This window comes from Kluyvera fluvialis (assembly GCF_059725275.1).
The window spans coordinates 247,494-271,683 of record NZ_AP046142.1 but is presented as its reverse complement, the minus strand read 5'-3'; the positions used below and the strand labels follow the sequence as shown (position 1 = coordinate 271,683).

At 54.9% G+C, this 24,190-nt stretch carries 17 protein-coding genes; 3 read left to right on the top strand and 14 right to left on the bottom strand.

Annotated features, from left to right (window positions below; genetic code table 11):
• Positions 1-43: 43 nt before the first annotated feature.
• The 9 genes from AC6I4B_RS01260 to bcsR form a co-directional block, all read right to left on the bottom strand.
• Complete coding sequence (locus AC6I4B_RS01260; protein WP_497768907.1) at positions 44-1,540, bottom strand: M16 family metallopeptidase; 1,497 nt, start codon at positions 1,538-1,540, stop codon at positions 44-46.
• A gap of 270 nt (positions 1,541-1,810) precedes the next feature.
• Entirely contained in the window at positions 1,811-3,097 is a 1,287-nt protein-coding gene (locus AC6I4B_RS01255) for a dicarboxylate/amino acid:cation symporter (protein WP_497768905.1), read from the bottom strand.
• 142 nt (positions 3,098-3,239) lie between these two features.
• Positions 3,240-5,258: a biofilm formation regulator HmsP gene (hmsP, locus tag AC6I4B_RS01250; protein WP_497768903.1), complete on the bottom strand. Its 2,019-nt coding sequence runs from the start codon at positions 5,256-5,258 to the stop codon at positions 3,240-3,242.
• Positions 5,259-5,494: 236 nt separating this feature from the next.
• The gene (bcsC, locus tag AC6I4B_RS01245; RefSeq protein WP_497768902.1) at positions 5,495-8,791 is read right to left on the bottom strand and encodes a cellulose synthase complex outer membrane protein BcsC; all 3,297 of its coding nucleotides are present in this window, start codon (positions 8,789-8,791) and stop codon (positions 5,495-5,497) included.
• The gene (bcsZ, locus tag AC6I4B_RS01240) at positions 8,773-9,870 is read right to left on the bottom strand and encodes a cellulose synthase complex periplasmic endoglucanase BcsZ (RefSeq protein ID WP_497772310.1); all 1,098 of its coding nucleotides are present in this window, start codon (positions 9,868-9,870) and stop codon (positions 8,773-8,775) included. Before bcsZ ends, bcsC begins: the two co-directional genes overlap by 19 nt.
• Positions 9,871-9,876: 6 nt before the next feature.
• A complete protein-coding gene (gene bcsB, locus AC6I4B_RS01235; RefSeq protein ID WP_497768900.1) occupies positions 9,877-12,186 on the bottom strand; it encodes a cellulose biosynthesis cyclic di-GMP-binding regulatory protein BcsB in 2,310 nt (769 codons plus the stop codon).
• A gap of 13 nt (positions 12,187-12,199) precedes the next feature.
• The gene (bcsA, locus tag AC6I4B_RS01230) at positions 12,200-14,818 is read right to left on the bottom strand and encodes a UDP-forming cellulose synthase catalytic subunit (RefSeq protein WP_497768899.1); all 2,619 of its coding nucleotides are present in this window, start codon (positions 14,816-14,818) and stop codon (positions 12,200-12,202) included.
• Positions 14,815-15,567 carry a cellulose biosynthesis protein BcsQ gene (gene bcsQ / locus AC6I4B_RS01225; RefSeq protein ID WP_497768897.1) on the bottom strand — a complete coding sequence of 251 codons (753 nt, stop codon included), beginning with the start codon at positions 15,565-15,567 and terminating at the stop codon, positions 14,815-14,817. Before bcsQ ends, bcsA begins: the two co-directional genes overlap by 4 nt.
• A 10-nt stretch (positions 15,568-15,577) precedes the next feature.
• A complete protein-coding gene (bcsR, locus tag AC6I4B_RS01220; RefSeq protein ID WP_497768896.1) occupies positions 15,578-15,778 on the bottom strand; it encodes a cellulose biosynthesis protein BcsR in 201 nt (66 codons plus the stop codon).
• A gap of 316 nt (positions 15,779-16,094) precedes the next feature.
• On the opposite strand from bcsR, the gene bcsE reads away from it, so the two are divergent.
• Genes bcsE through bcsG form a run of 3 tightly spaced genes read left to right on the top strand, consistent with a single transcriptional unit; the run spans position 16,095 to position 19,517 of the window.
• Positions 16,095-17,654: a cellulose biosynthesis protein BcsE gene (bcsE, locus tag AC6I4B_RS01215; protein ID WP_497768894.1), complete on the top strand. Its 1,560-nt coding sequence runs from the start codon at positions 16,095-16,097 to the stop codon at positions 17,652-17,654.
• Positions 17,651-17,848: a cellulose biosynthesis protein BcsF gene (gene bcsF / locus AC6I4B_RS01210; protein WP_497768893.1), complete on the top strand. Its 198-nt coding sequence runs from the start codon at positions 17,651-17,653 to the stop codon at positions 17,846-17,848. Before bcsE ends, bcsF begins: the two co-directional genes overlap by 4 nt.
• A complete protein-coding gene (bcsG, locus tag AC6I4B_RS01205; protein WP_497768891.1) occupies positions 17,841-19,517 on the top strand; it encodes a cellulose biosynthesis protein BcsG in 1,677 nt (558 codons plus the stop codon). The genes bcsF and bcsG overlap by 8 nt, the downstream gene beginning before the upstream one ends.
• Positions 19,518-19,601: 84 nt before the next feature.
• Here bcsG and AC6I4B_RS01200 read toward each other — a convergent pair whose 3' ends face one another.
• The 5 genes from AC6I4B_RS01200 to dppB form a co-directional block, all read right to left on the bottom strand.
• Positions 19,602-19,688 (bottom strand): type I toxin-antitoxin system toxin Ldr family protein, encoded by an 87-nt coding sequence (locus AC6I4B_RS01200; protein WP_497772308.1) that lies wholly within the window; start codon positions 19,686-19,688, stop codon positions 19,602-19,604.
• Positions 19,689-20,223: 535 nt separating this feature from the next.
• On the bottom strand, positions 20,224-21,234 hold the full coding sequence (gene dppF, locus AC6I4B_RS01195; RefSeq protein ID WP_497768889.1) for a dipeptide ABC transporter ATP-binding subunit DppF: 1,011 nt from the start codon (positions 21,232-21,234) through the stop codon (positions 20,224-20,226).
• A complete protein-coding gene (dppD, locus tag AC6I4B_RS01190) occupies positions 21,231-22,214 on the bottom strand; it encodes a dipeptide ABC transporter ATP-binding protein (RefSeq protein WP_497768887.1) in 984 nt (327 codons plus the stop codon). The genes dppF and dppD overlap by 4 nt, the downstream gene beginning before the upstream one ends.
• 10 nt (positions 22,215-22,224) lie before the next feature.
• Positions 22,225-23,127 carry a dipeptide ABC transporter permease DppC gene (dppC, locus tag AC6I4B_RS01185; RefSeq protein ID WP_497768886.1) on the bottom strand — a complete coding sequence of 301 codons (903 nt, stop codon included), beginning with the start codon at positions 23,125-23,127 and terminating at the stop codon, positions 22,225-22,227.
• A gap of 9 nt (positions 23,128-23,136) precedes the next feature.
• A complete protein-coding gene (dppB, locus tag AC6I4B_RS01180; protein WP_497768884.1) occupies positions 23,137-24,156 on the bottom strand; it encodes a dipeptide ABC transporter permease DppB in 1,020 nt (339 codons plus the stop codon).
• Between the last annotated feature and the right edge of the window lie 34 nt (positions 24,157-24,190).

Genomic DNA, 24,190 nt, shown 5'->3' with positions numbered 1-24,190 from the left:
CTTCCTGGTGGGAGAGGTTTTTTTTCGTCTGATGAGGGCAACATTACTGCGCCTGAGGAATATCCGTCACATCCTGATGTCCATCATCACTCACCGCCGCAGATTCCGCTTCCGGCTTCGACGCCAGCATGATTTTGCTCCAGGTATCCTGCAAGTCCTTCATATTGAATTCAGGCTCACCGGTTGGCTGCTGCAAAATCAACGCCATATCCTGCGATAGCTGCTGGCGCAAATCCTGGTTCAACATATCCGCCGATAGTGAATCGAGGAAACTCTGACGCAGCTTCTGATACTGCTCTGGCGCAATATCGACCACCTGGTTTTGCAAAGAACGCACGCGCTGGCTAATCAGCACATCGGTGTTCATTCGCGCATAGATGGCAAACAGTTTTTGCAGCTCCAGTTTTTTCTGCGAAATCAGCGCCTTAAACTCATCTTCCGGCAGACCGTTATCGCGCACCGTCGCCAGTTCACGCGCGACCAGGCTAAGGTTGCTTTCCAGCTTCTCGCCCGGGGAGTCAAGGTTGATACCGCACTGCGCGCGCAGGTACAACACGCGGCAATCAAAGCCCAGGCCGATATCTTTCAAGTTGGTGCGGCTGAGTTTCTGCTGGATATGCCAGAACAGCGCTTCACGCGCCAGGTCGGCACGCCAGTAGCGCAACAACGCGGCAGATTCGCGGATAGGCTGCCACGGCGCATCCCACATAATCGACAGGCGATCCTGGCGCACTGCATCGGTCATAATGCTGACCGCTTCCGGGCGCAGAGGCGACAGTGTAGGCATCACCGCTGGCGTTTCACGCTTGCCTTTCAGCTCACCAAACGCTTTGCTTATCTGTTCAATCGTCGCCCGACTATCGACGTTACCGACAATAATCAGCGTCATCGCGTCCGGCGTATACCATTTCTGGTAGAAATCCGTCAGTTGCTTTTCATCGACCGGCAGCTTCAGCGGCTCCGCCGGATCGTGCCCCAGCATGGTGGAGCCTTTCAGGCGATAACGCCACCAACCTTCTTTTGTATCTTGTGGCCATGTCGCCACCATATCCTGCACGCTTAGCGCATAGTTAACGCTTTTCGGCGAGATATCCAATTTACCCATCGAACTTGCCAGCCAGTTCAGCGCCTCTTTTTGCAGGTCGCTGCGGTTGTTTGGCAAGCTCAGGTTAAAGCGGGTGTAGTCGTACGAGACAATCGCGGGCGGCAGCGGGTGTTTTGGGTCAATGCCCTGCTGCCACATAGAGCGCGCCTGCATGGTTGGCAGGCTGCCGCTTTGCGTGAGCGCAATGCGAGGAATGAGGTGGCTATAGCCAGTTTGTTGCGCGCTTTCATTCAGCGAACCAATATCAACCGAGAGCCGAATCTCTATACGGTCACTCGGGCGTTGCGGCGTTGCGAGTACCTGCCACTGAAAACCATTCGGCAGCGTACCTTGTTGCCAGGCCGGGTCCGGCTGGAGCGCTTCTGCCTGCACATAACTGGCCGCTGCCATCATCAGCAAACCACCAGCTAAAAGTCGAATTTTTGTGCCCTGCATGTGAACCCCTGATGAACGTTCCTGGTTATCCCTTCACCACTCAAGCGACATGCTTGCAGCGCTGAAAGTATAAAAGACAACCGCCAGACGGCGTTTGCCTAAAATAATGAAGTAAATACGCCATTTAGACCACACGATCGCAAAAACGTCACATGGCTAAGAAAATAATATTTATGACAGCGTTAGGCTATCACCGCCGATTAATGACGCCGCCTAATTATGCGCAGGAGCCCGCACTCCAGCAAGGGAGTACGGGCATAAGTGGGGATATTAAGAGGATAATTCGTGCGGTTTTTCCACAGATGGACGGTTATTGAGCATATCATCCAACTGTTTGGCATCCAATTGTTTCACGCGCTTTGCCACAACAATCGTCGCCACGCCGTTACCAATCAGGTTAGTCAGCGCGCGCGCTTCAGACATAAAGCGGTCGATACCGAGAATCAGCGCCAGGCCCGCCACCGGTAAATGCCCTACCGCAGAAAGCGTCGCCGCCAGCACGATGAACCCACTGCCGGTAACGCCCGCCGCCCCTTTAGAAGAGAGTAGCAGCACCACTAAAAGCGTAATCTGATGGAAAATATCCATGTGGCTGTTGGTCGCCTGCGCGATAAACACGGCGGCCATCGTCAGATAAATCGACGTGCCATCGAGGTTAAATGAGTAACCGGTTGGGATAACCAGCCCCACGACCGACTTACGGCAGCCGAGCTTTTCCATCTTATCGAGCATACGCGGCAGCGCCGACTCAGAGGAAGACGTACCCAGAACAATCAGCAGTTCTTCTTTGATATAGCGGATAAATTTGAAAATGCTGAACCCGGTCGCGCGGGCAATCGAGCCAAGCACCACCACCACAAACAGAATACAGGTGATGTAGAAGCACAGAATCAACTGCCCCAACTGCACCAGCGTACCCACACCGTATTTACCGATGGTGAACGCCATCGCCCCGAATGCGCCAATCGGTGCGAGGCGCATAATCATGTTGATGATGCCGAAAATAACCTGCGAGAAACTTTCAATAACGTTGAAAATCAACTGGCCTTTATTTCCCAGGCGGTGCAGCGCAAAGCCAAACATCACCGCAAACAGCAGCACCTGGAGAATGTTGCCGCTAGCGAACGCGCCAATCACACTCGACGGGATAACATCCATCAAGAAGGCGATAATCCCCTGATCTTTTGCCTGTTCGGCGTAGATAGCGACCGCTTTTGCATCCAGCGTTGCGGGATCGACGTTCATCCCCGCGCCGGGTTGAATCACGTTAACGATAATCAGCCCGATAATCAGCGCGATGGTGCTGACCACTTCAAAGTACAGCAATGCAACCGCGCCAGTGCGGCCTACCGCTTTCATACTTTCCATGCCCGCGATTCCGGTAACGACCGTACAAAAGATAACCGGCGCGATAATCATTTTAATCAGTTTGACGAAGGCATCGCCGAGCGGTTTCATTTGCGCCCCTAATTCCGGGTAATAGTGACCGAGCAATATGCCGATCACTATCGCGCTCAACACCTGGAAATAGAGGCTTTTGAAGAAAGAGGTTTTCATAGGATGTCCTTAAGCTATAGCCACAGGATAAGTAGGGATTATTTTCACCTGTTGGCACAAAATAACATCCGAGAAACATAAGCGAAATATTTGTACGTTAATTTGATACTTAATTGTTAAAACTTTGAGCTGACACGCACAATCACTCGCGATTACCCTCCGGTAGCAGTGAATTCTCCTCACTGAGATAGTCCTGTTCGAATACCTCCGCAGGGACCGCGCGCGCGAACAAAAAACCCTGCAATATGTCAACTTTCGACTCTTTCAGCCACTCATATTGTTCTTTATTTTCAACACCTTCCGCGACCATTTTCAATTCAAGGCTACGGCCAAGTTGGATGATAGCCGCCACCATGCTGGCGTCTTCCGGTAGCGAATCAATGAACATTTTGTCAATTTTCAGGATATCGACCGGCACGGATTTCATATGTTGCAGCTGGCGTAACCCAGCGTAGCCCATACCGAAATCATCCAGCGCAATGCGCACCCCAGCGTTACGTAGCGGGCGTAAAATGGCCACCGCCGCTTTCGGATCATCAATACGGCGGCTCTCGGTCACTTCAAGAATCAGCGTACCCGGCGCAATACGATAACGGTTAAGCAGCGCCAGCATGTCCGAAACCATATCGTGGTGCAGCAACTGGAGGGCGGAAATATTCACCGAAAGCGGCATCATAATCCCGCGCGCCTGCCACGCTGCTAGCTGGCGGCACGACTCTTCCAGCACCCAATGGCCCACGGTGACCATCAGGCCACAGGACTCGATACTGTCGATAAGATCATTCGGCAGCGCCCAGTTGCCGTCCGGCTGGCGTTGGCGCAGCAGCGCTTCGGCGCTACAGACTTTGCCCGTCGCGGTTTCGACCTGCGGCTGTAACCAGATGGCAAACTGTTGATTATCCAGCGCCATCAGGATATCGCTCTCTTCGGTCAGGCGTTTTTGCGCCTTGACCATTTGATCCGGGTCGAAGAACTCAATCTGGTTTTTACCCTTGCGACGTGCGGTAAACGCGGCAGAGAGCGAGCGGCGGTACAGTTGTTCTGCCGTCAGGTCATCGCTGTACATCGCGATACCGATGCTGGCGCTTGGGCGCAGTTGAATCCCCTGCAACGGCAGTAACTCACTTACGATAGTGAGCACTTGCTGACCAAGCGTAATCGCATGCCACGGCTCTTTAATGCCGTAGGCCAGAATCGCAAAGTCATAGCCGCTAATCTGCGCCAGCACCATGCGCGGCGTAATCACCTGTTTGATTTTCTCCGCCAGCGTCAGCAGCAGGATTTCACGCTGCGCTTCTTTCAGCACACCGGCGGTGTCCTGCAAGGTTTCACAGGCAATGGCCAGCAGGGCAACCGGTGTTTTACGCGCTACGCTCTGCTCCAGAAGCCCCAGCAGGAAGGCTTTATTCGGCAGTTGAGATACCGGGAAACGCGTCGATTGGCCGCTAAGTTCGTCGTACTGACGCAATAATGCCTGCTGGTTGCGGTTATAGCTGCGCACCAACGTGCCCAGTTCATCGTCATGGTGCAAACGCGGTATAGTCAACTGATGACCGATGCGATCCGCCCCCGGCAGGTCGTGAATTTCATAAGCAATGGTGCGCAGCGGCCTGACAATCAAACGGTTGATACACCATGTCAGGGCAACCGTCAGGATCAGCACCAAAAGGAAGTAAGCGGTTACTATCGTCGCCAGAGCACTCATGACGAACCTATACATCCTGTATGAGTCGGCCTGGAGCACCAGATACGCCAGCGGCTGCGGGTTTGCCGGGCGCTCTAGCGAATAGAGCGGCAGCGAAATCTGCACCGGTAATTCAAAAATACGCGTTATGCTGACCGGAATGGGGCGCTCAGGGATAAAGCTCATCCGCAACGCCTGAAATTGGTTCGGTAACACTACATCTGCCCGGCTGACGATCCCCGCAGGCTGAATACGTTCAAGAATTGTCTCAGCCTCAGGAATATCGGCCTTCAGAATGGCGGCAGACAGAGGTTGGCGCACAGAACGCGCGATGCTTTCTAATTGCGTAGCCGTGTTGTAGCGATCCTGCTGAACAAAGTGGAATAGCAAAATAAAACAAAAAATGAATAAAAACAGCATGGTAACGACAGAAACCATCGCCATTTGTTTTATTGTGAGTGAACGGCTAACGCGCAAAAGAGCTCTCCACTTGTACGAACGTATTGCTCAGGCATTGAGAATAACGAGGATGGCGATAAAGTCAAAAAACGACTCGGGCGGGGATTATAACCCGCCAGGCTAATGGGTTATATAAGATGAATACCGATATACTCATCATATCTGAGACTGGTTAACCTGAATCACCAATAAGGTGATTCAGGATTAACTCAACACTGCTTTTTATAATGCTACGTCGGACAGGATGGAAAGACTTACCAGTCAGCGTACGGCACTAACGGCTGCGGAGGCAGATCCAAATCACCCTGCCAACCCGCAGCGGAGTATCGAACGTACAGCAACGCATGGCTTGGCGTGTAATCCTTAGCCTGTTGAATATCAACCGCCGCGCCGACAAACCAGTTAGAAGTCACGCGACGTTCCACCAGTGCACGCGCCGTGTAACCAAAGCCCTGGCTGCTGCTGCCCTTGTTCACATCATCGCTGGCATCTGTTCGCCATTGCTCCGGCACCAGACCCAGCAACGGATAACGATTTTCGGTGCGGTTACGTGAATGCGACCACGAGACAGATCCCCCCAGCTCCCATGACCAGTTTTCCGTGCGCTGACGCCAGTTTACCGGCACGGCGAACGACACATATTCCTGCGGGCTATAGTAGCCGCCCTGGCCGAGGGTATAACCGCTGAGATCTTTCTGGTAGTGCCAAATCATATTGTTCAGCCCCACCGTGACGCGGCGGTTATTCTCGTTGATCACTTTGTAGTAGTAGCCGGTCATCCAGCGCACGCGCCAGTTATCCGCCACATTTTTACCGGTTAACTGGTCGCCGCCCAGAGAAGCCCATACGCCGTTGGCTTCGCCTTTATCGTAGCTCAGGCTCAGCGCGCCGCCGTTGGCACGAACGCCGCCCCAGGTGGTTCCCGAATGCCCATCGTTAGCGTTATCTTTCTGCCCGCCGAAGGCCAGCAATGAGCTAGAGACAGGACGACGGTGTGCATTCACCGTGTAACCCAGTGGGCCAATATCGCTGCTGTAGCTTAAGCCACCGACAACGTCCACCACGTTGAAGCCCATCGGTGTCGTCCCGATGTCCATATCCCAGGTGTCGTTTTTCCAGCCGACAGCAACGCTCGCGCCACGGTCGCCCTGGTTTCGCGAACCGTAGCATTTGGCTAAATCACACGTGCCCCACTGATCGGAATAGCTGCCGTCTTTTTTAGTTTCAAACGTCCCGGCGTCCATGTTGACGAAATCGGAACGGAAGAACATGCGTCCATCCGACAGCGGTGCATCCACCTGCAACATAGTGGTGTGCGCTTTCAAATCTGAATAACCGCCCGTCCCGCTGGAACCCCAGAAATCGTGTTGCAGCGTGACGTTTAAATCTTGCTGACGATACAGGTCGGCGGCGTCGCTACGCACACCGCGCTTGAGCCAATCGTCCTTCTCATCATTACGCGTCAGACGGGTGAAGGTGTCGTTATCCTGTGGGCGCGTTGGCGTAATCTCTGCCGCAACCATCGCGTCTTTATAGGTATCCAGCGCCTGTTTCGGGTTGCCGTCCAGCGCCTGATAGCGCGCGGCATCACGCATCACCATTGCGCTTTCCATTGATGGCGGCTGCGATTTTGCCTGCGGTACAATCGCCGTCAGCATTTTCTGCGCGGTGGCGGTATCGCCCAGTTGGGCATTCACCAGCGCAATGCGGCGTTGGGTGTTGATTGAGCGCTCGCCGGTCGTCGGCAGTTTGCTCAACTGCTGGCGCGCCGCCAGTTTATTACCGTCGGCGGCGTACACTTCCGCCAGCCCCAGAATGGCATCTTCATCCTGCGGATCTTTGGCCAGCACCGCATTGTACTCACTCAGCGCGGCGGCGGTGTCGCCCCGTTGCTGCGCCCAGTCGGCAAGCGTCGAGTGCAGACGCGTGGACTCCGGCTGTTGTTTCAGCAACGCGATAGCCTGCTCTTCTTGCCCGCCGTCACGCAGACGGTTGGCCTGCGCAATCAGTTGATCGCTGCGCAAACGCGCGTCCAGCTCACGAATATTATCGTTCCACTGCGCCTTCGGCAGCGCGGCTAAATGCGCCAGCGCCGCTTGATCCTGGCCGTTGCCGGAGTAATACAGGCTGTAAGCGTAGACTTGATCGGCATCGTTCGGTTTCTTACGCGCCAGGTTCAGCATCAGGCTGTCGCCTTCGCTCTGTTTTCCGGCGCTCACCAGGTCGCTCGCTAACCGATACGTTGTCCAGACATCGTCCGGCGATAACGCTAAGCGGCGGCGCTGTACTTCTGCGGCCTGCGCCCACTTGCCTTGTTTTTCAAACGCTTCAGCCTGCTGCGACAAACGGTCGTTGGTCAGGCTGCGTTCGATATCATCAATACTGCGGCGTTGGCTGGCAGAGAGGCTGTTGATAAAAGCGGTCGCTTTTTCCGGTGACTCCGCGCGATAGATATTCGCCAGGCCACGCACCGAGCCGCTATTGGTGCGGTCAAGACGCAAGGCCTGTTGATAGAAACGCTCTGCGCTGGCGTTATCTTTACGCGCCATCGCAACATCACCTAACCCCTGTACCGCATAGCTGTCAGTGCCGTCGAGTTTATGCGCTTGCTGATAGAAGTTTTCCGCCTGGGCGAGGTTATTGGCTTTCAGCGCCGCATCGCCTTTGCGCAGCAGCGGCCAGTAAAGTTGCCAGGTCTGCGATTTATTGTCTTGGGCTTCAGCGGCTATCGCTTTCGCACGGAAAGCAGGGTCAGCCAGCTGTTTTTGCTGTTCCGCCAGCATGGTACGGGCATCGTTAGCCTGTTCACCCGTGTCAATGCTTTCGAGGAAGCGCTGCAATGCCTTCACGCTGCCTGGGCTGGTCGGCTGTTTTTTAATGGCGCCCAGCCAAATGTCGGCCGCCGTTCCACGGCCACCCGACGCACGCGCCATCTGTTCCAGAATGGCATATGCGGCGTCGCGCTGGTCGTTAGACAGATAGAGGTTCGCCAACGTCGCCTGGAGGGTGACGTTGCCTGGATTTTGTTTGTTCAACTCTTGCAGATGGCGAAACGCTTCGGCCTCACGCGCCGGAATTCGGGCCACCGTTGACCAGTATTCCGCCGCCAGGTCGCCGTCCGGCGGTGCGCCGTCAAACGCTTTTTCGAAGTTCGCGACCGCTTCCGGGACGTGCCCCGTTGTTGCCTGTAGGCGCGCCTGCTGGAGCGCCTGGCGCCCCGCGCTGCCGTTTAAGCCCATCTCAACGCGTGCTGATTTATACTCGGTTGAGTCAGGCGCGACCTTCGCCAGTTTGTCCAACTGCTTTTGTGCGCCCGCCGTGTTGTTCTGACGCAGCAGATAGCGCAAGCGAGCCGCCAGCACCTGTGGGTTATTGGGATCAATCAGCTCCAGACGGTACAGCGATTGCTCGACCAAATCATCACGTTTGCTGGCCTCGCCTAAACGTACCTGGCTGAGCAAATGCTCCTCTGCCGACATATCCGCATAGCCAGGCGGTACTATCGATAGACCCAGAGAAAGAGTGATTAAACTTAGTGTGAACTTGCGCATTCCTGGCCCCAGTCAGGTAGTAATTCGCCGCGGGCGCTGAAGCGAAAACGGTGTTGATCCCAGCCCTGGCCGAAGAGCGCCAGAACATAATTATAATAAGCATCCGCGCTGGGAAAATTGTCGGTCACACGCTGGCGTTGGATCGCCTGCGCGTCACGATCTTGTAAAAATGGCAGTAACGATGCAGAGAAGCCCACCGGGCCGTTGCCGGTGACTTTGCCGCTGGCAATCGCCACTTTTTCTGGAGGAAGCCCCTGCTTGACGGTCTGTGCCGCCATCGCGTTAAAGCGTTTCAACAGGCGCGCTTTTTGCGGGTCAGCGTCGTTCATCATCCCCACCCACAAATAGACGCGAATGGCGTCGTAGCTGCCAATAATGTCGCCTTCCTGAAGCAGCCAGCCGCGCTTTTTGTCATAGCTCACCCAGTCCGGGGAGTAGCCTTTTGGCGCGGTGTCCATCAGCAGTTTCAGGTTGGTGTCCCGAAGCGTCGTCCACGGCGCGCCGAAACGGCTAAAGTATTGCGCTACCTGCGGCGGCAGGTAGCTTGGGTTGAAGCGCCAGCGAGTCTCTTCGGCAAAGCCCACGCGACCAGGCAGCAGCATCAGCCCTAAACCGGGCACTTTTACCACTTCGGCTTCGGCGATTTTCGCCAGCAGCGCTTTGCCGGTGGCGGTATAGTCGTCGTTTTTCCACAGTCGGCCCGCTTCCAGCAGTGTCCAGGCAATCCAGACATCGGAGTCAGACGCCGAGTTGGTGTCCAACACCGTCCATTCTGTATCGCTCTTTTTCCCCCACAGCCAGGCGGGGAGGTGTTCACTCAAGGAGCCTTCGGCCAGGTTGTTCTGCGTCCAGTTCAGCAAGGACGTAAACATTTTCTGGTCGTTCGCCGCGAGGGCAAAGAACAGCCCGTAGCTTTGCCCCTCCGAGGTGGTTATCTTGCGGGCATCGCTGGTGTCAATCACGCGCCCTTCCGCGCTGACATACTCTTTTTTGAACTGCTCCCAGGCAGGCCAGTTGCAGGCGGCCTGAACCTGGCCGCTAAGGGCGCATAGCACAACTATCCAGCGTAGCATTTTCATCACGGCTTACTCATCTTCCGGGTTCAAACGACGGCGGCTGATAATACGCAGCAGACGCCACAGTACCCACGCCAGCAGTACGATGCTGATTGCGGCAAAGATAGCCAGCAGGATTGGGTGGTTAGAGAGCGCAAACCATACGCGTTCAAACCACGGCAGGTGACCGACGTAGTAAACATCGCCCACGCGCAGGCTGTTGACGCCAGATTCGCGGATAACCGATACCGAGCCAAACATCGCGGCTCGTTTACCGCTGTCTTCCAGCGCACCGTTCAGCAGGTTGTAGCCTTTGTCGCTATCGGCCAGCAGCGCCACGACGCTACGTTGTTTGTGATACGGCGATTCAAAACTCACGATAGCCGCCATCGGCCCAGACGAGGTGATTTCCGTCTGTACGCTGGCTTTCTGATCTTCTGCATCCAGGTAAATACTTGGGCTGTCGTTGTGACGAACCGGCGTATTCACCCAGCTCTGCGTGGCATCCACCAGCATGTCGATGTGCTTATCATCTTTCAGCGATTGCGGGATAGAGCCAATCAGCAGCAGGTCGGCGTCTTTATCTTTAATCTGACTACCGTCGTCGATAATCGTCATGTTCGAGCCAGCCAGACCGGTTTGTCCACCCAACACGCCCACGGTGTTCAGCATGGTGGTGATCTGTTCTTCGGTCGGTTTTTTCGGCATCACGATAGTGGTGTCAGACAAATCCGCCATCCGTGTGAACGGGAAGCCCGCGTTGGCAAAGGTGCGTAGATCCGGCATCGGCAGGAAGTGATAATACTTCGAGAAGTCGATAGTCGAGTCGTCACCCAGCACGACGTGGTTTTGCACTGGCTGGAAGGTCACGCAGTTATCCACCGTGCCGCCTGGCATTGGGTTCATGTACTGGAAGTCAAAGCGCAGTTGGTTTATCGCGCCCAGACGCAGCGCCGGAATGCTGACATCGTTTTTACCATCGAGCAGGCCTTGCAACACCGGCAAACGCATCAACAGTTTGTTGACGTCCTGGGTGCTGTTCAGGCTAAACGACTGTAAGAACTGGTTATTAAGGCTGATGTCCATGCGCGAGCTGTCTTTGACTGCAGGCATGGTGTAGCGATATTTCAAATCCATGTCGATACCGGTGCTACGCAGCAGGTACAGATCCGGCGGCAGATTCAGCGCCAGGTTAATCGACGTCGGTTGCAGGCCCGTAGACTGGAGCTGCTGTTCATAGGTTTTCAGCTCACCGAAAGTCACTGGGCGGTCAGTACGTACCCAGTTCGGCGCATCGTATGGCGCGCGCGCCATCAACGGTTTCACTTCATTAACCGTAACGCTGTCGCCACGGAACAGAATGTTGCCAGAGGCAATCCCCTGCGCCGCTTTCAGCAGGTCTTTATCATCGCGACCAAACACAACCAGCAGTTTCATGTAGGGGTTGTTCGGATGGTTGACCATTTCAATGGTCGGCGCTTTTACCGCCGGATGGTCACGCAGGAAGTCCGGGCGACTGTCGTTGGTGGCAAAAACAATCGCGTTGCTTTCTGGCAGGGTGTTGAACAAGACCGGGAAGGTTTGGCCGCGCCAGCCGGATTTCGCACCAAACCAAGAGGCGATAATCCCCGCTGCCTGCTGCTGTGGCAGATCCGGCGATGCGGCGAATACCATCGGCAGTTTCAGCGCGCGGTTATCACGCGCATCGAAGAACGGCACAGGGAAATGCGACAGGTCATTACGCACTTTCAGCGCCTGGTAGGTTAAATCCAGCGAGCTGTTGCGGCCTACGTCCAGCCAGATGGTGGTACTGGATGGATTTTCGCACACGTCGCGGTAATGGCCCACAAACTCAAGACGAACACGGTTAAAGTCGGTGATGTACAGCGGGTCAACCGGCACTTGTGCCGTTACCTTTTTACCGAGCTGCTCTTTGGTAACCGGCAGCACATCCATCAACTCTTCGTTGAGATAGACCTTGAGCTGCGAGGTAACAGGCTGCAATGACGGCGATGGCGTGTAGGTCAGGTTCAGCATCGCTTTCGACACCACTTCGTCGCTACGCATCCCAAACTCTACCCCGCCAGACGGGTTAGAGCCGCGCAGCACCATGCTACCCGGCGGTGGCGCAATCTGGGCAAAAGAAAGTTTTACGTCGCGTGACGGCGCATCTTCCACCACGACCGGAGTGTTCACCAGCGCTGCCGTTGAAGCCACGGAATTATCCTGCACAGTCGGCGTTACCGACACCTCTGTCGTAGGTTCCGAATGCGTCGTGAGCGGCAGTAAACTACCTACGCCCACTGCCACTGCACAAATCCAGGAAAGGTTTCTTTTCATCGTGTAATCATCATTATTGTTGAGCCATAGCCGATAGCGGATGCTCGAGAGCAGCCTGTCGTTCAGGACGACGCGGTACAAACGAGGCCACCCACGCCACCAGCGAGGTGAGCGACCGGAAAATTTCTTTTGCCACTGGCGGCGAAAACTCGGCCAGATGGCGGTAACCACGGAACCCCAGCTTCAGGATATCCATCAGACTTTCCAGCGGTTTATCTTCCGGGAAGCTGTCCTGCCAAAGCGCCCACGTATCCGCACGCGCAAACGTACACTGCACAAAATCAATATGTTGACGGGTCGTCATTGGCAGCAGTTTTAGCCCCACTTCACTCCCCTGCACACGCACAACCTGGGTCGGGAAGACATATTCTTGCTGGCCACGCTTGAGCAGTAAGTTAACCTGCTGCCCTTCCAGCACCTGCGCGTCACCGTTGATCTGAATACCGACACCGCCGTCGGAGAAGTCACGCACTGTACAAGAGAACAGATGCCCATCTTCGCGGGCGATGGCGCCAGGCATGGTGATTTCAACGCGGTGCGAGCGGCGCACCTGTTTACTTTCCACCGACACCGCCACCGCGCCACCGAGAATAATCAGGTTATAGAACACCCAGACCAGGCTCACCCAAATGGTGAAGTGCTCATCTGCCGGGCCGTACATGTAGCGCCAGATACCAAACGCCACGCCCACCAGATTCAACAGCACGAGGTAAATGTACGGTCGCGAGATAACCCAATCGACGTACTCTTCTTCCACCAGGCCGCCCTTCGCCGTTACGTTGAACTTGCCTTTGTGCGGGTTAAACAGCGCCACCATCGTTGGCGGCGCAATGTACCAGGCCAGCACGGTTTCGTAGATTTCACTCCAGAAGGAGTGGCGGAACTTGCCCTGAATCTTCGAGTTGGTGAGGCTGGCGTGAATCATGTGCGGCAAGACGAAAAGCGCAATCATCAACGCCGGGGCGTAGATGATGTAGGCGTGCAGCAACAGGAAGGCCAGCGGAGCCGTCAGGAAGATTAATCGCGGCACGCCAGACAGGAAGTGGAACATCGCATTGACGTAACACAAGCGCTGCGCCAGCTTTAACCCCTTACCAAACAAGGGGTTGTCGAGACGGAATATTTGCACCATGCCGCGCGCCCAGCGAATACGCTGACCAATGTGCGCAGACAAACTTTCCGTCGCCAGCCCCGCCGCCTGCGGCAAGCGCATATACGCAGAAGTGTAGCCCAGGCGGTGCAAACGCAACGAGGTGTGCGCATCTTCGGTGACGGTCTCAACGGCGATACCACCAATGGAGTCCAGCGGCTCACGGCGGATAACCGCACAGGAGCCACAGAAGAAGGTGGCATCCCACATGTCGTTACCGTCCTGCAACAGCCCGTAGAACAGCGTCCCTTCGTTTGGTGTTTTACGAAAGCGCCCCAGGTTGCGTTCAAACGGATCCGGCGAGAAGAAGTGGTGCGGCGTCTGCATCATCGCCAGCTTTTTATCCTTCAGGAACCAGCCCATCGTCATTTGCAGGAACGAGCGCGTCGGCACGTGGTCGCAGTCGAAAATCGCCACGAACTCACCTTTCGCAAGCTTAAGCGCGTTGTTGATGTTGCCCGCTTTCGCATGTTCATGCGTTGTACGCGCGACATAATGCACGCCCACGTCTTTGGCAAACTGGCGGAACTCTTCGCGCGCCCCGTCATCCAGTATCCAGATAGCCACTTTGTCTTTCGGCCAGTCGATCCCAAGCGAAGCGTAAACGGTGTTTTTCACCACGTTCAGGTCTTCGTTGTAGGTCGGCACGAAAATATCCACCGTCGGCCATTCGTTGAGATCTTTCGGCAGCGGCACGGGCTGGCGGTTCAGCGGCCACACCACCTGGAAGTAGCCCAGCACCAGCACAATCCAGGCGTAGGTTTCCGCAAACAGCAGAATCAAGCCGCAGATAAGGCTCGCAGGGTCATTCCAGTTAAGCGTTGAGGTGTAGCGCCACCAGATGTAGCGGCAGGAAACGGTCAGCGACAGAACAATCAGCATCAGCGCCGAGAAACGGCCAGGAATACGCCGCACCAGCAGGGCCACACCCCACAGCAGCATCAGGAAGATAAACTGCGCCAGCGGCGTAAACGGCTGCGTGATACAAACCAGCGCCAGAATCAGCGCCAGCGTTACCGCCACGCCCAGAACCAACTGCCGCAGTTTAGGGCTAAGATGCGCCAGCTCTTTTTTCTCATCGAGATGGCGCGTTTTCGTGCTCACCCGTTCCGGCAATTTGCTCAGCCACTCAATGTAACGATCGCGCACCCGATCGATGACAGCCATCGGACGCCATTCGGTAGGTTTACGTTCTTCAGGTGATTTGCTGACCATCAGCCAGACCGCCTGCAATGCGTAGCGCAGTGGGTCTAACGGGCGAGGACGCTGGCAATTAATGTGGGGGAACAGCTCTTCATGACGCCCAAGCAGCGCCTGCCAGCGTGGATTCTCCAGCGGCATAAAAACCCAGGCTAATGCGACCCAAAAGCACGCCAGTGTTGCACCGAGCCAGGAAGCCCCGGCGTGGCGATAGCCTTGATAGCGCGTTTGCAAACGCGCATAAACCGGCGGGACAAAGATCCAGTGGGCCAGGCGAATCATGTTTCGCTTTCCTCCACCGCCTGACGGTCGGCATAGTGCATCAAACACCAGTTCGCGAGGGTAATCATCTCCTCGGCAGCCAGCGAGTCATGGCGGTATTCGCCAAGAGGTTGCTTATTGGCAAGGCTTTCTGCCACGGCTTCATCACGGTGAATAACCACGGGCAGCATCCGGCGCTGGGTCTGTAACCACACCAGATAAAGGTCGTCTTGCAATGGGCTGTTCATGCGCAGGCCATTGATCAGAATGTGCGAACGAGCGGGCAGCAGTTGTTGATGCAGGCGGATATGGCAGTTGCCATCAAGCTCGACAATCGTCAGCATGTTGTCGCAGAGATCCACCAGCGAAGGTGTCCAGGGGTAGAAACCGTGCGGCAGGTCAAGCAAGATCCACTGATAATGCCCTTCGCGTTTGATGGTTTGCGCAATGTCAACCACCGCCGCCAGCACATCATTCAGCGCACCAATGTTTTGCTGCTCAGCAGGCTGTAATCGACCAAACGGCAGGACATCGACTTGTGCGGTGTAACGCAAACCGGCGTCACGCCAATCTTTACCGTCGAGCAGCGCGCGCGCCCAACCGCTTTCACGAGAAATCTCATCATTAAACGACAGACGCAGCATGTTGTCAGGGCACGCATCGATAACCAACACCGACTCCCCGAGCTGCTGTAATGACCACGCTAACGCCGCCGCGACGGACGTTGTACCGACACCGCCACGAATGCCCTGTAATCCCAGAATAGCCATTATGGCTTCCTTATTTTTGTTCGGCTTTTTGTTCAGCAAACTCTGCCAGCAGCGGCCAACGCTTAAACGCGGCTGCTAATTTTTCACGCTGGGAAATATCAGTGTAATCTATATTGGGTAGGGAGAAAGCCCGACTCAATGCGAGAAAATCATTTTGAAAGGTATAACCGAGTTGCGAATCGACTGATGTTACGGGTTCTTTATCTGGCATGTTTTAGCGCCCTCAGAAATCAAAATACGAATACGCCGCATCAATCGAAGGGCAACCCTTTCCATGAAATTCGTTTATACTCACCGTACTTCAGATGGCAGATGTGTCGGTTTGCTTTCACTCATCTCAACCACATAGTTATGCAAAATAGTTAGGCAGGTTTCAAAAAAGTTACATACTTATCAACCTGGCGATAATTCGCATTATTCAGAGTATACATGCTAGATCTGATGCTATTTAATTTCAATATTAGGTTTATTATGACGTTTACACTAGTAAACTTATACACAGGGTTATCGTCGATAAGAGGGACACAATGAACCCCATATTTACTCTTGGCATCCAGTCATTGTGGGATGAAGTCAGCCATATGCCCACTGGCGGCGTGTGGTGGGTTAATACCGATCGCCATGAAGATGCCGTTAGTCTGCTGAACCAGACCCTTGCCGCACAAGAAAATGATGCGAAAGTGGCAGTGATAAGCATGGGAGAAAATCCCAATGGCATCATAGAAATAAAGGGTAATCACGGCCCGAAAAAAATTTCGCTGTTCACCATGCAAAATAATCCTGATGGTCTATACTGCATGCGCCGCGATTTGCTCTGTTCATTAGAGCCAACAAATTATTTCGTTATCCTTTTATGCTCCCACAATGCATGGGGAAATATTCCTTCCGCTAAAATTCAGAATTGGCTGAGTAAATCTCAGCAATGGGCAAAATATCATCAATGTACTTTGCTAATTCTTAATCCTGGAATCAATGCAGATGCTCAGACCTCGTTATTATTAGGTGAGTATCGATCTCTTTCTGGCCTGGCAAGTTTACGTTACCAGGGTGATAGTCAACTTCTGGATATCGCTTTTTGGTCCAATGAAAAAGGCGTAAGCGCACGTCAACAACTGCTAATTATTCAAAAAGACGATGGCTGGCATTTAGCGCAAGACGAAGTGGCGAACGTTCAACCACGCAGTGATGAAAAAGCGGTATTAAGTAATATCAATATTCTTGAAGGCGCACCGGCACTTTCTGAGCACTGGACATTATTCGATACTAACGACGCCGTCTTTAAAGCCTCGCGTTCCGCACAGGCCGCGACGGTCATATTCTCGTTGACTCAAAATAGCCAGATAGAGCAGCTTGCCCGCTATATCCATACCCTCCGCCGCCAGCGCGGTAGCGCGATTAAACTGATTGTTCGCGAAGTCACTACCTGCCTGCGTGCTACTGATGAACGCCTGCTATTAAGCTGCGGCGCGAACCTGGTTATCTCCGCTACGGCGCCGTTATCACGCTGCCTGACATTAATTGAGAGCGTGCAAACGCAGCAGTACACACGCCACGTACCGGAAGACTTAACCACGCTGTTGGCCAATACCGAGCCGCTGAAGCTGAAGGGTTATCAAACCTGGGATACCTTCTGCGAGTCGGTACAAAAGGTGGTGAACAACACGTTGCTGCCAGCCGATGGCAAGGGTGTGATGGTCGCCTTGCGGCCTGCGCCAGGCCTGCGTGTAGAACAGGCGCTAACGCTCTGCCGCCCGCACCGGATGGGCGATATCGTGACTATCGCTGACCGTCGTCTAGTGTTGTTCCTGCCTTTTTGCCGCGTGAACGACCTGGACAAAGCGCTGAACCATATTTTCCCTCTGCCGACCGGCGATATATTCTCTAACCGTATGATTTGGTTTGAAGATAAACAAATCGCTTCTGAGTTGGTGAACATGCGCGACGTGAAACCGGAGCTGTGGACGAAGCCGCTAGATATCGCCCCGAAACCGAAAAACGTGATTAACGCGACCTATGAGGGCAACGCCTGGCGTCGCTATCCCGAGCCTCACCGCCTGTCTACGGATACCGAAGGAACGCCGTCATGATGTCGATAAGCGATATTATTCAACTCGTTGTGCTGTGCGCGGTGATCTTTTTCCCGCTGGGATATATGGCGCACATGCATCAGCGACGCATTGTGAACACACTACGTTTGATCTTCCTTAAACCCCGTTATGTTAAACCAGTAGGCGTCTTACGCCGGGATCTGGCCGTCAGGGCAAAATCAAAAAATGACTAAATCGACGCAAAACGCCGCCAATCTTCCTTCCCCGCTTTGGCATTATTGGCGAGGGCTTTCCGGCTGGAATTTCTACTTCCTGGTCAAGTTTGGCTTGTTGTGGGCCGGATACCTAAACTTCCACGCCATGCTGAACCTGGTTTTTATGGCGTTCCTGCTTTTCCCGCTGCCGAACAGCCGCCTGCATCGCTGGCGTAAATGGATTGCCATCCCGATTGGTTTTGCTCTGTTCTGGCATGATACCTGGCTGCCCGGCCCGGAAAGCATCATAAGCCAAGGCTCGCAGGTTGCCGGTTTTAGCGCCAGCTATCTGTGGGATCTGGTGACTCGCTTTATCAACTGGCAGATGGTCGGTGCATTTTTTGTACTGCTAGTGGCATGGTTATTTTTAAATCAATGGATTCGCATGACTGTCTTTATGGTCATCGCCATGATCTGGGTGAATGTCAGCGCGCTGGTCGGCCCTTCCTTTACGTTATGGCCAACCGGGCAGAATTCCGCCACGACAACGGCACAAACCGCTGCACCGACGACCACCGGTACGGCGACGGCTTCGACCAGCAGCGATATTCCGCCGCAAACCGCAGCACCTACGTCTGATAATCTGAACGCCTGGTTAAGCTCCTTCTACGCCGCCGAAAGTAAGCGCACCACCACCTTCCCGGCACAGCTTCCGGCTGACGCCCAGGCGTTTGACCTGCTGGTTATTAACATCTGTTCGCTGGCAACATCGGATGTTGAAGCCGCTGGGCTGATGCAGCATCCACTGTGGTCGCATTTTGATATTCGCTTTAGCAACTTTAACTCTGCGACGTCTTACAGCGGCCCGGCAGCCATTCGTCTACTGCGCGCAAGCTGCGGTCAGCCATCGCACACCAACCTGTATCAACCGGCAGGTAACCAGTGCTATCTGTTCGACAATCTGGCAAAACTGGGCTTCACCCAGCATCTGGCGCTCGACCACGACGGCGTATTCGGTGACTTCCTGAAAGAAGTGCGTGAATACGGCGGAATGCAAAGCCCGCTGATGGATCAAAGCAACCTGGCCGTTAACCTGCGTTCCTTTGATAACTCACCGGTCTATGACGATTTAGCCGTTCTGAACCGTTGGTTGACGTCGGAAGAGAAACAAGCAGGCGGGCGTTCGGCCACCTTCTATAACATTTTGCCACTGCATGATGGCAACCACGAGCCGGGTCAAAGCAAACCGGCTGACTATAAAATTCGTGCGAAGAAACTGTTTGATGAGCTGGATAGCTTCTTTACCGAGCTGGAAAAATCCGGCCGTCGCGTGATGGTCGTGGTTGTGCCAGAACACGGCGCTGCGTTGCAGGGCGATAAAATGCAGGTATCTGGTCTGCGTGATATCCCTAGCCCATCGATTACCCACGTTCCGGCAGCCGTTAAGTTCTTCGGCATGAAAGCGCCGCATCAGGGCACGGCAATTGATATCAGCCAACCAAGCAGCTACCTGGCGGTTTCTGAACTGGTCGCCCGCGCTGTCGATGGCAAAATCTTCACCGAAGATAGCGTTGACTGGTCGGCCTTGACCAGCAACCTGCCGCAAACGGCTGCCGTCTCCGAGAACGCCAACGCCGTGGTTATCCAATACCAGGGCAAACCTTACGTTCGTCTGAACGGCGGTGACTGGGTTCCTTACCCACAATAAAACGAAAAAGGCCGCAGAGGTTAACCCCTGCGGCCTGGTTCGGGCGCATGTTACCACTACGGCGGACAGACGCCCCACAACGTGTTATTTCCGGTTATGCCACCAGCCCAAGATTGCGCTAGTCACAATACCAACCACGATAGGTGCTGCTAAATCGTGCCAAAAAATCACACTAAGAGTCTATTCCAGTAGGCGTACATTGTTGCAGCCAGTTTGGACACGGACAGCGCGGAAAAACCGGAGCGTACACATAGTACGTGAGGATTTTGAGCACTGCCCAGGGCCAAAATGGCAAATAAAATAGCCTAATGGAATAGGCTAGATCTGCGAGCGTATACATAGCCGCCTTTGTTGCAATGGCAACTGTTCGCGGCTATTCTCTTGTTGTTGAGGCAAGGAATGGCCCCCGTTTTGTTGCCGGTTTATACCAAACAACGTGCGGGGGTTTTTCTCTTTCCAGCAACCTATGCCACCGGGGATCAAGCCCCCGCATCATTGCGCCTCACTGGGTAACCCAGCTTGCCGTTGATACTACTGTAAACCGCTTATTAACTCGCCGTATCACGCATAACTGAGCGCACTTTTCAGAATTCAGCCCGAATACAAAAAGGCCGCAGAAGTTAACCCCTGCGGCCTTTGATTTTGCTCTCTTTTTGATGCGCGTTCCCACACCTTGCCGGAGCGCAGCGTAAAGGCCTTATCCGGCTTACGCGATTTTCTCCGGGTTTTCGTCCTGGTCTACCGCAAAACACGCCACTAACTGCCCGCCGTAGTCTTTCAACTGCGGCTGTAGCTGCGTGCATGGCCCAAACCGGCGACGGCAGCGGGCGTTGAACGCACAGCCTGGCGGCGGGTTCAGTGGGCTTGGCAACTCACCGGTGAGTTTAATGCGCTCACGGCGATCGTCCGGATTCAGACGAGGTGTCGCAGACAGTAGCGCCTGGGTATACGGATGGCGCGGGTTGCTAAATATTTGCTCTTTCGTCCCTTTCTCCACGCAGCGTCCAAGATACATCACCATCACTTCATCCGCGATGTGTTCCACCACCGACAGGTCATGCGAGATAAAGACGTAAGAAAGCCCCAGCTCTTGCTGTAAATCCATCATCAGGTTCAGCACCTGCGCACGCACCGACACATCGAGCGCGGAAACCGGCTCATCGGCAATCACCACGTCTGGGTCCAGCATCAGACCACGAGCAATAGCGATACGCTGGCGCTGACCGCCGGAGAACATATGCGGGTAGCGGTCGTAATGCTCCGTTTTCAAGCCCACTTTCGCCATCATCGCCAGCGCCTTTTCACGGCGCTGCTCCTTGCTGAGCGAGGTGTTAATCAGCAACGGTTCTTCCAGAATCTGCCCCACTTTCTTACGCGGGTTCAGCGAGCCATACGGATTCTGGAACACAATCTGGATTTTCTGCCGACGCAGTTTCTGCGCCTGCGGGTCATGCTTGAGCAGGTCTTGCCCCTGGTAATACAGCTCGCCGCCGGTTGGTACTTCAATCATAGTCAGCAGGCGGCCCAGCGTTGATTTACCACAGCCAGACTCCCCCACCACCGCCAGCGTTTTGCCGCGTTCCAGGGTAAACGATACGCCGTCCAGCGCTTTTACCAGGCGTTCCGGGGCAAAAATGCCCTTCTTCACCGGATAGTGTTTTTTCAGGTCAATTGCCTGCAACAGCAGCTGTTGCGAGGTGGCCTCGTGCGTACTCATCGTGTAGGCCTCCCGGCATCATCGAGTGGGTAGTGACATTTCGCCTGGCGAATACCGTCAACGGCGTTCAGTTCAGGCTCTACGCTGCGGCATGTATCCGTGGCATACGGGCAGCGTGGGTTCAGCAGGCAGCCGTTCGGACGGTCGTATTTCCCCGGCACTACGCCCGGTAACGAGGCCAGACGCGCTTTATCCTGCGCAAATTCCGGCAACGCGCGCAGCAACGCTTGGGTATATGGATGGCGCGGCGCGCGGAAAATATCGTTCGCCGCCCCTGTCTCTACCACTTGCCCGGCATACATCACGATAATTTTGTGCGCCGCTTCCGCCACCAGCGCCAGATCGTGCGTGATAAGGATCAACGCCATATTCTCTTTCTGCTGGAGATCCAGCAGCAGTTCGATGATCTGCGCCTGAATCGTCACATCCAGCGCCGTGGTGGGTTCATCGGCAATCAACAGTTTTGGCCGACAGGCGATCGCCATCGCAATCATCACGCGCTGGCTCATGCCACCGGAGAGTTGATGCGGATAAACGTCCAGACGCGAAGCCGGATCGGGAATACCGACCAGGTTCAGCAGGTCAATCGCCCGTTGACGGCGCGTGCTCTTGTTGCCGCCCTGATGCACTTTAATCGCTTCCATAATCTGGAAACCCACGGTGTAACACGGGTTGAGGCTGGTCATCGGATCCTGGAAGATCATCGCCACCTCAGCGCCGACCAAATTACGCCGCTCCTTTTCCGAGATCCGCTGGAGATCCTGACCGTTAAATTGCAGGCTTTCTGCCATCACGCGGCCTGGATAGTCAATCAGCCCCATAATCGCCAGCGAGCTGACCGATTTACCGGAGCCGGACTCACCGACAATACCGACCACTTCACCCTGATTGACGCTGTAGCTTACGCGGTCTACGGCTTTAAACGGTGTGCCTTCGTCGCCGAAATGCACCGATAATTTATCTACATTTAATAACGCCATCTCGAACCTCTTACTGCTTCAGTTTGGGATCGAGCGCATCACGCAAACCGTCACCCATCAGGTTAAATGCCAGCACCGTCAGCAGGATCGCAAGCCCAGGGAAGGTCACGACCCACCAGGCACTTTGCGCGAATTGCAGAACGTCAGAGAGCATGGTGCCCCATTCCGGCGTAGGCGGTTGCGCGCCCATCCCCAGAAAACCCAGAGCAGCCATATCGAGAATGGCGTTAGAGAAGCCGAGCGACGCCTGAACAATCAGCGGCGCAAGGCAGTTCGGGAAGATATTGACGAACATCTGGCGCATCGCCCCGGCCCCCGCCACACGGGAAGCGGTAACGTAGTCGCGGTTCACTTCCACCAGCACGGCGGCGCGCGTTAAGCGCACGTAGTGCGGCAGCGCCACGAAAGTCAGCGCCAGCGCGGCGTTGCCAATCGACGGGCCAAATATCGCCACTAGCACCAACGCCAACAGCAGGCTCGGCAGCGCCAGCATGATATCCACCACACGCATGATGATGTTATCCACCAGGCCACCAAAGTAACCGGCGACCAGCCCAAGAATAATCCCGAGGACAAGCGACAACACCACGACCAGGCAGCCCACCAGCAGCGACAGGCGCGCGCCGTACATCAGGCGCGACATCACGTCACGGCCAACGTCGTCAGTGCCCAACAGATGCGCCCAACTGCCGCCATCCTGCCAAACCGGCGGGGCAAGCAGCGAGTCACGGAACTGATCCGCCGGGTTATAGGGCGCAATCCAGTTGGCGAAAATAGCAATAAACAGCACGATGACCACATACGCCAGGCCAACCACTGCCCCTTTATTACGCTTAAAGTAGTGCCAGAATTCCTGTAATGGGGTCATCGGCACCGGTGCGGACACCGTTTTATTTTCAGTAACTTGTGACATGACGGCCCCTTACTTCTTATGACGAATGCGCGGGTTAACCACGCCATACAGCAGGTCAACCAGCAGGTTGACGAGAATAATCATCGTCGCCACCAGCAGTACGCCACCCTGAACCACCGGGTAATCACGGCGCTGCAAGGCATCAATCAGCCAGCGCCCCAAACCAGGCCAGGAGAAAATGGTTTCCGTCAGAATCGCCCCCGCCAGCAGTGTGCCGACCTGTAGGCCAATCACGGTCACGACCGGCAGCATGGCGTTACGTAACGCATGTACGATAATGACGCGCATACGGGTCAGCCCTTTGGCGCGCGCGGTACGGATGTAATCCTCGCCCAGCACTTCCAGCATGGAGGAGCGGGTCATACGCACAATCACCGCCAGCGGGATGGTTCCGAGCACGATGGCGGGCAGAATCATATGCGCCAGCGCATCGATAAAGTTGCCCTCCTCGCCCCAAATGGCGGTGTCAATCAGCATGAAACCGGTTAGCGGGTTGGAGTCATCGAGGAATACCATGTCACTGACGCGCCCGGAGACAGGCGTCAGGTTCCATTGCACCGACACCAGCATGATAAGCATCATGCCCCACCAGAAAATCGGCATCGAGTAGCCCGTCAGCGCCAGGCCTACCGCAGTATGGTCGAAAATAGAACCGCGTTTAACCGCTGCCAGCACGCCTACCGGGATCCCAACGGCGATGGCAAAAATCATCGCGCAGATCCCCAGCTCTAGCGTCGCTTTGAAGCGCGGCACAAACTCATCCCACACCGGGAGACGGCTCTTTAATGAAATCCCTAAGTCGCCGTGTAATACGCCCCAAATATAGTGGAGGTACTGTTGCCACATCGGCTTATCAAGGCCGAGTTCAGCTAACAGCTGGGCGTGACGCTCAGGGGAAATACCACGCTCGCCGGCCATAATCATCACCGGATCGCCGGGAATCATATGCACAAAGGCAAACGTGAGGAGGGTGATACCGATAAACGTTGGGATCACCAGACCCAACCGTTTGAGGATGAACTGCAACATAACCCTGATTCTCTCTAATGACGGCCCGCCTGGT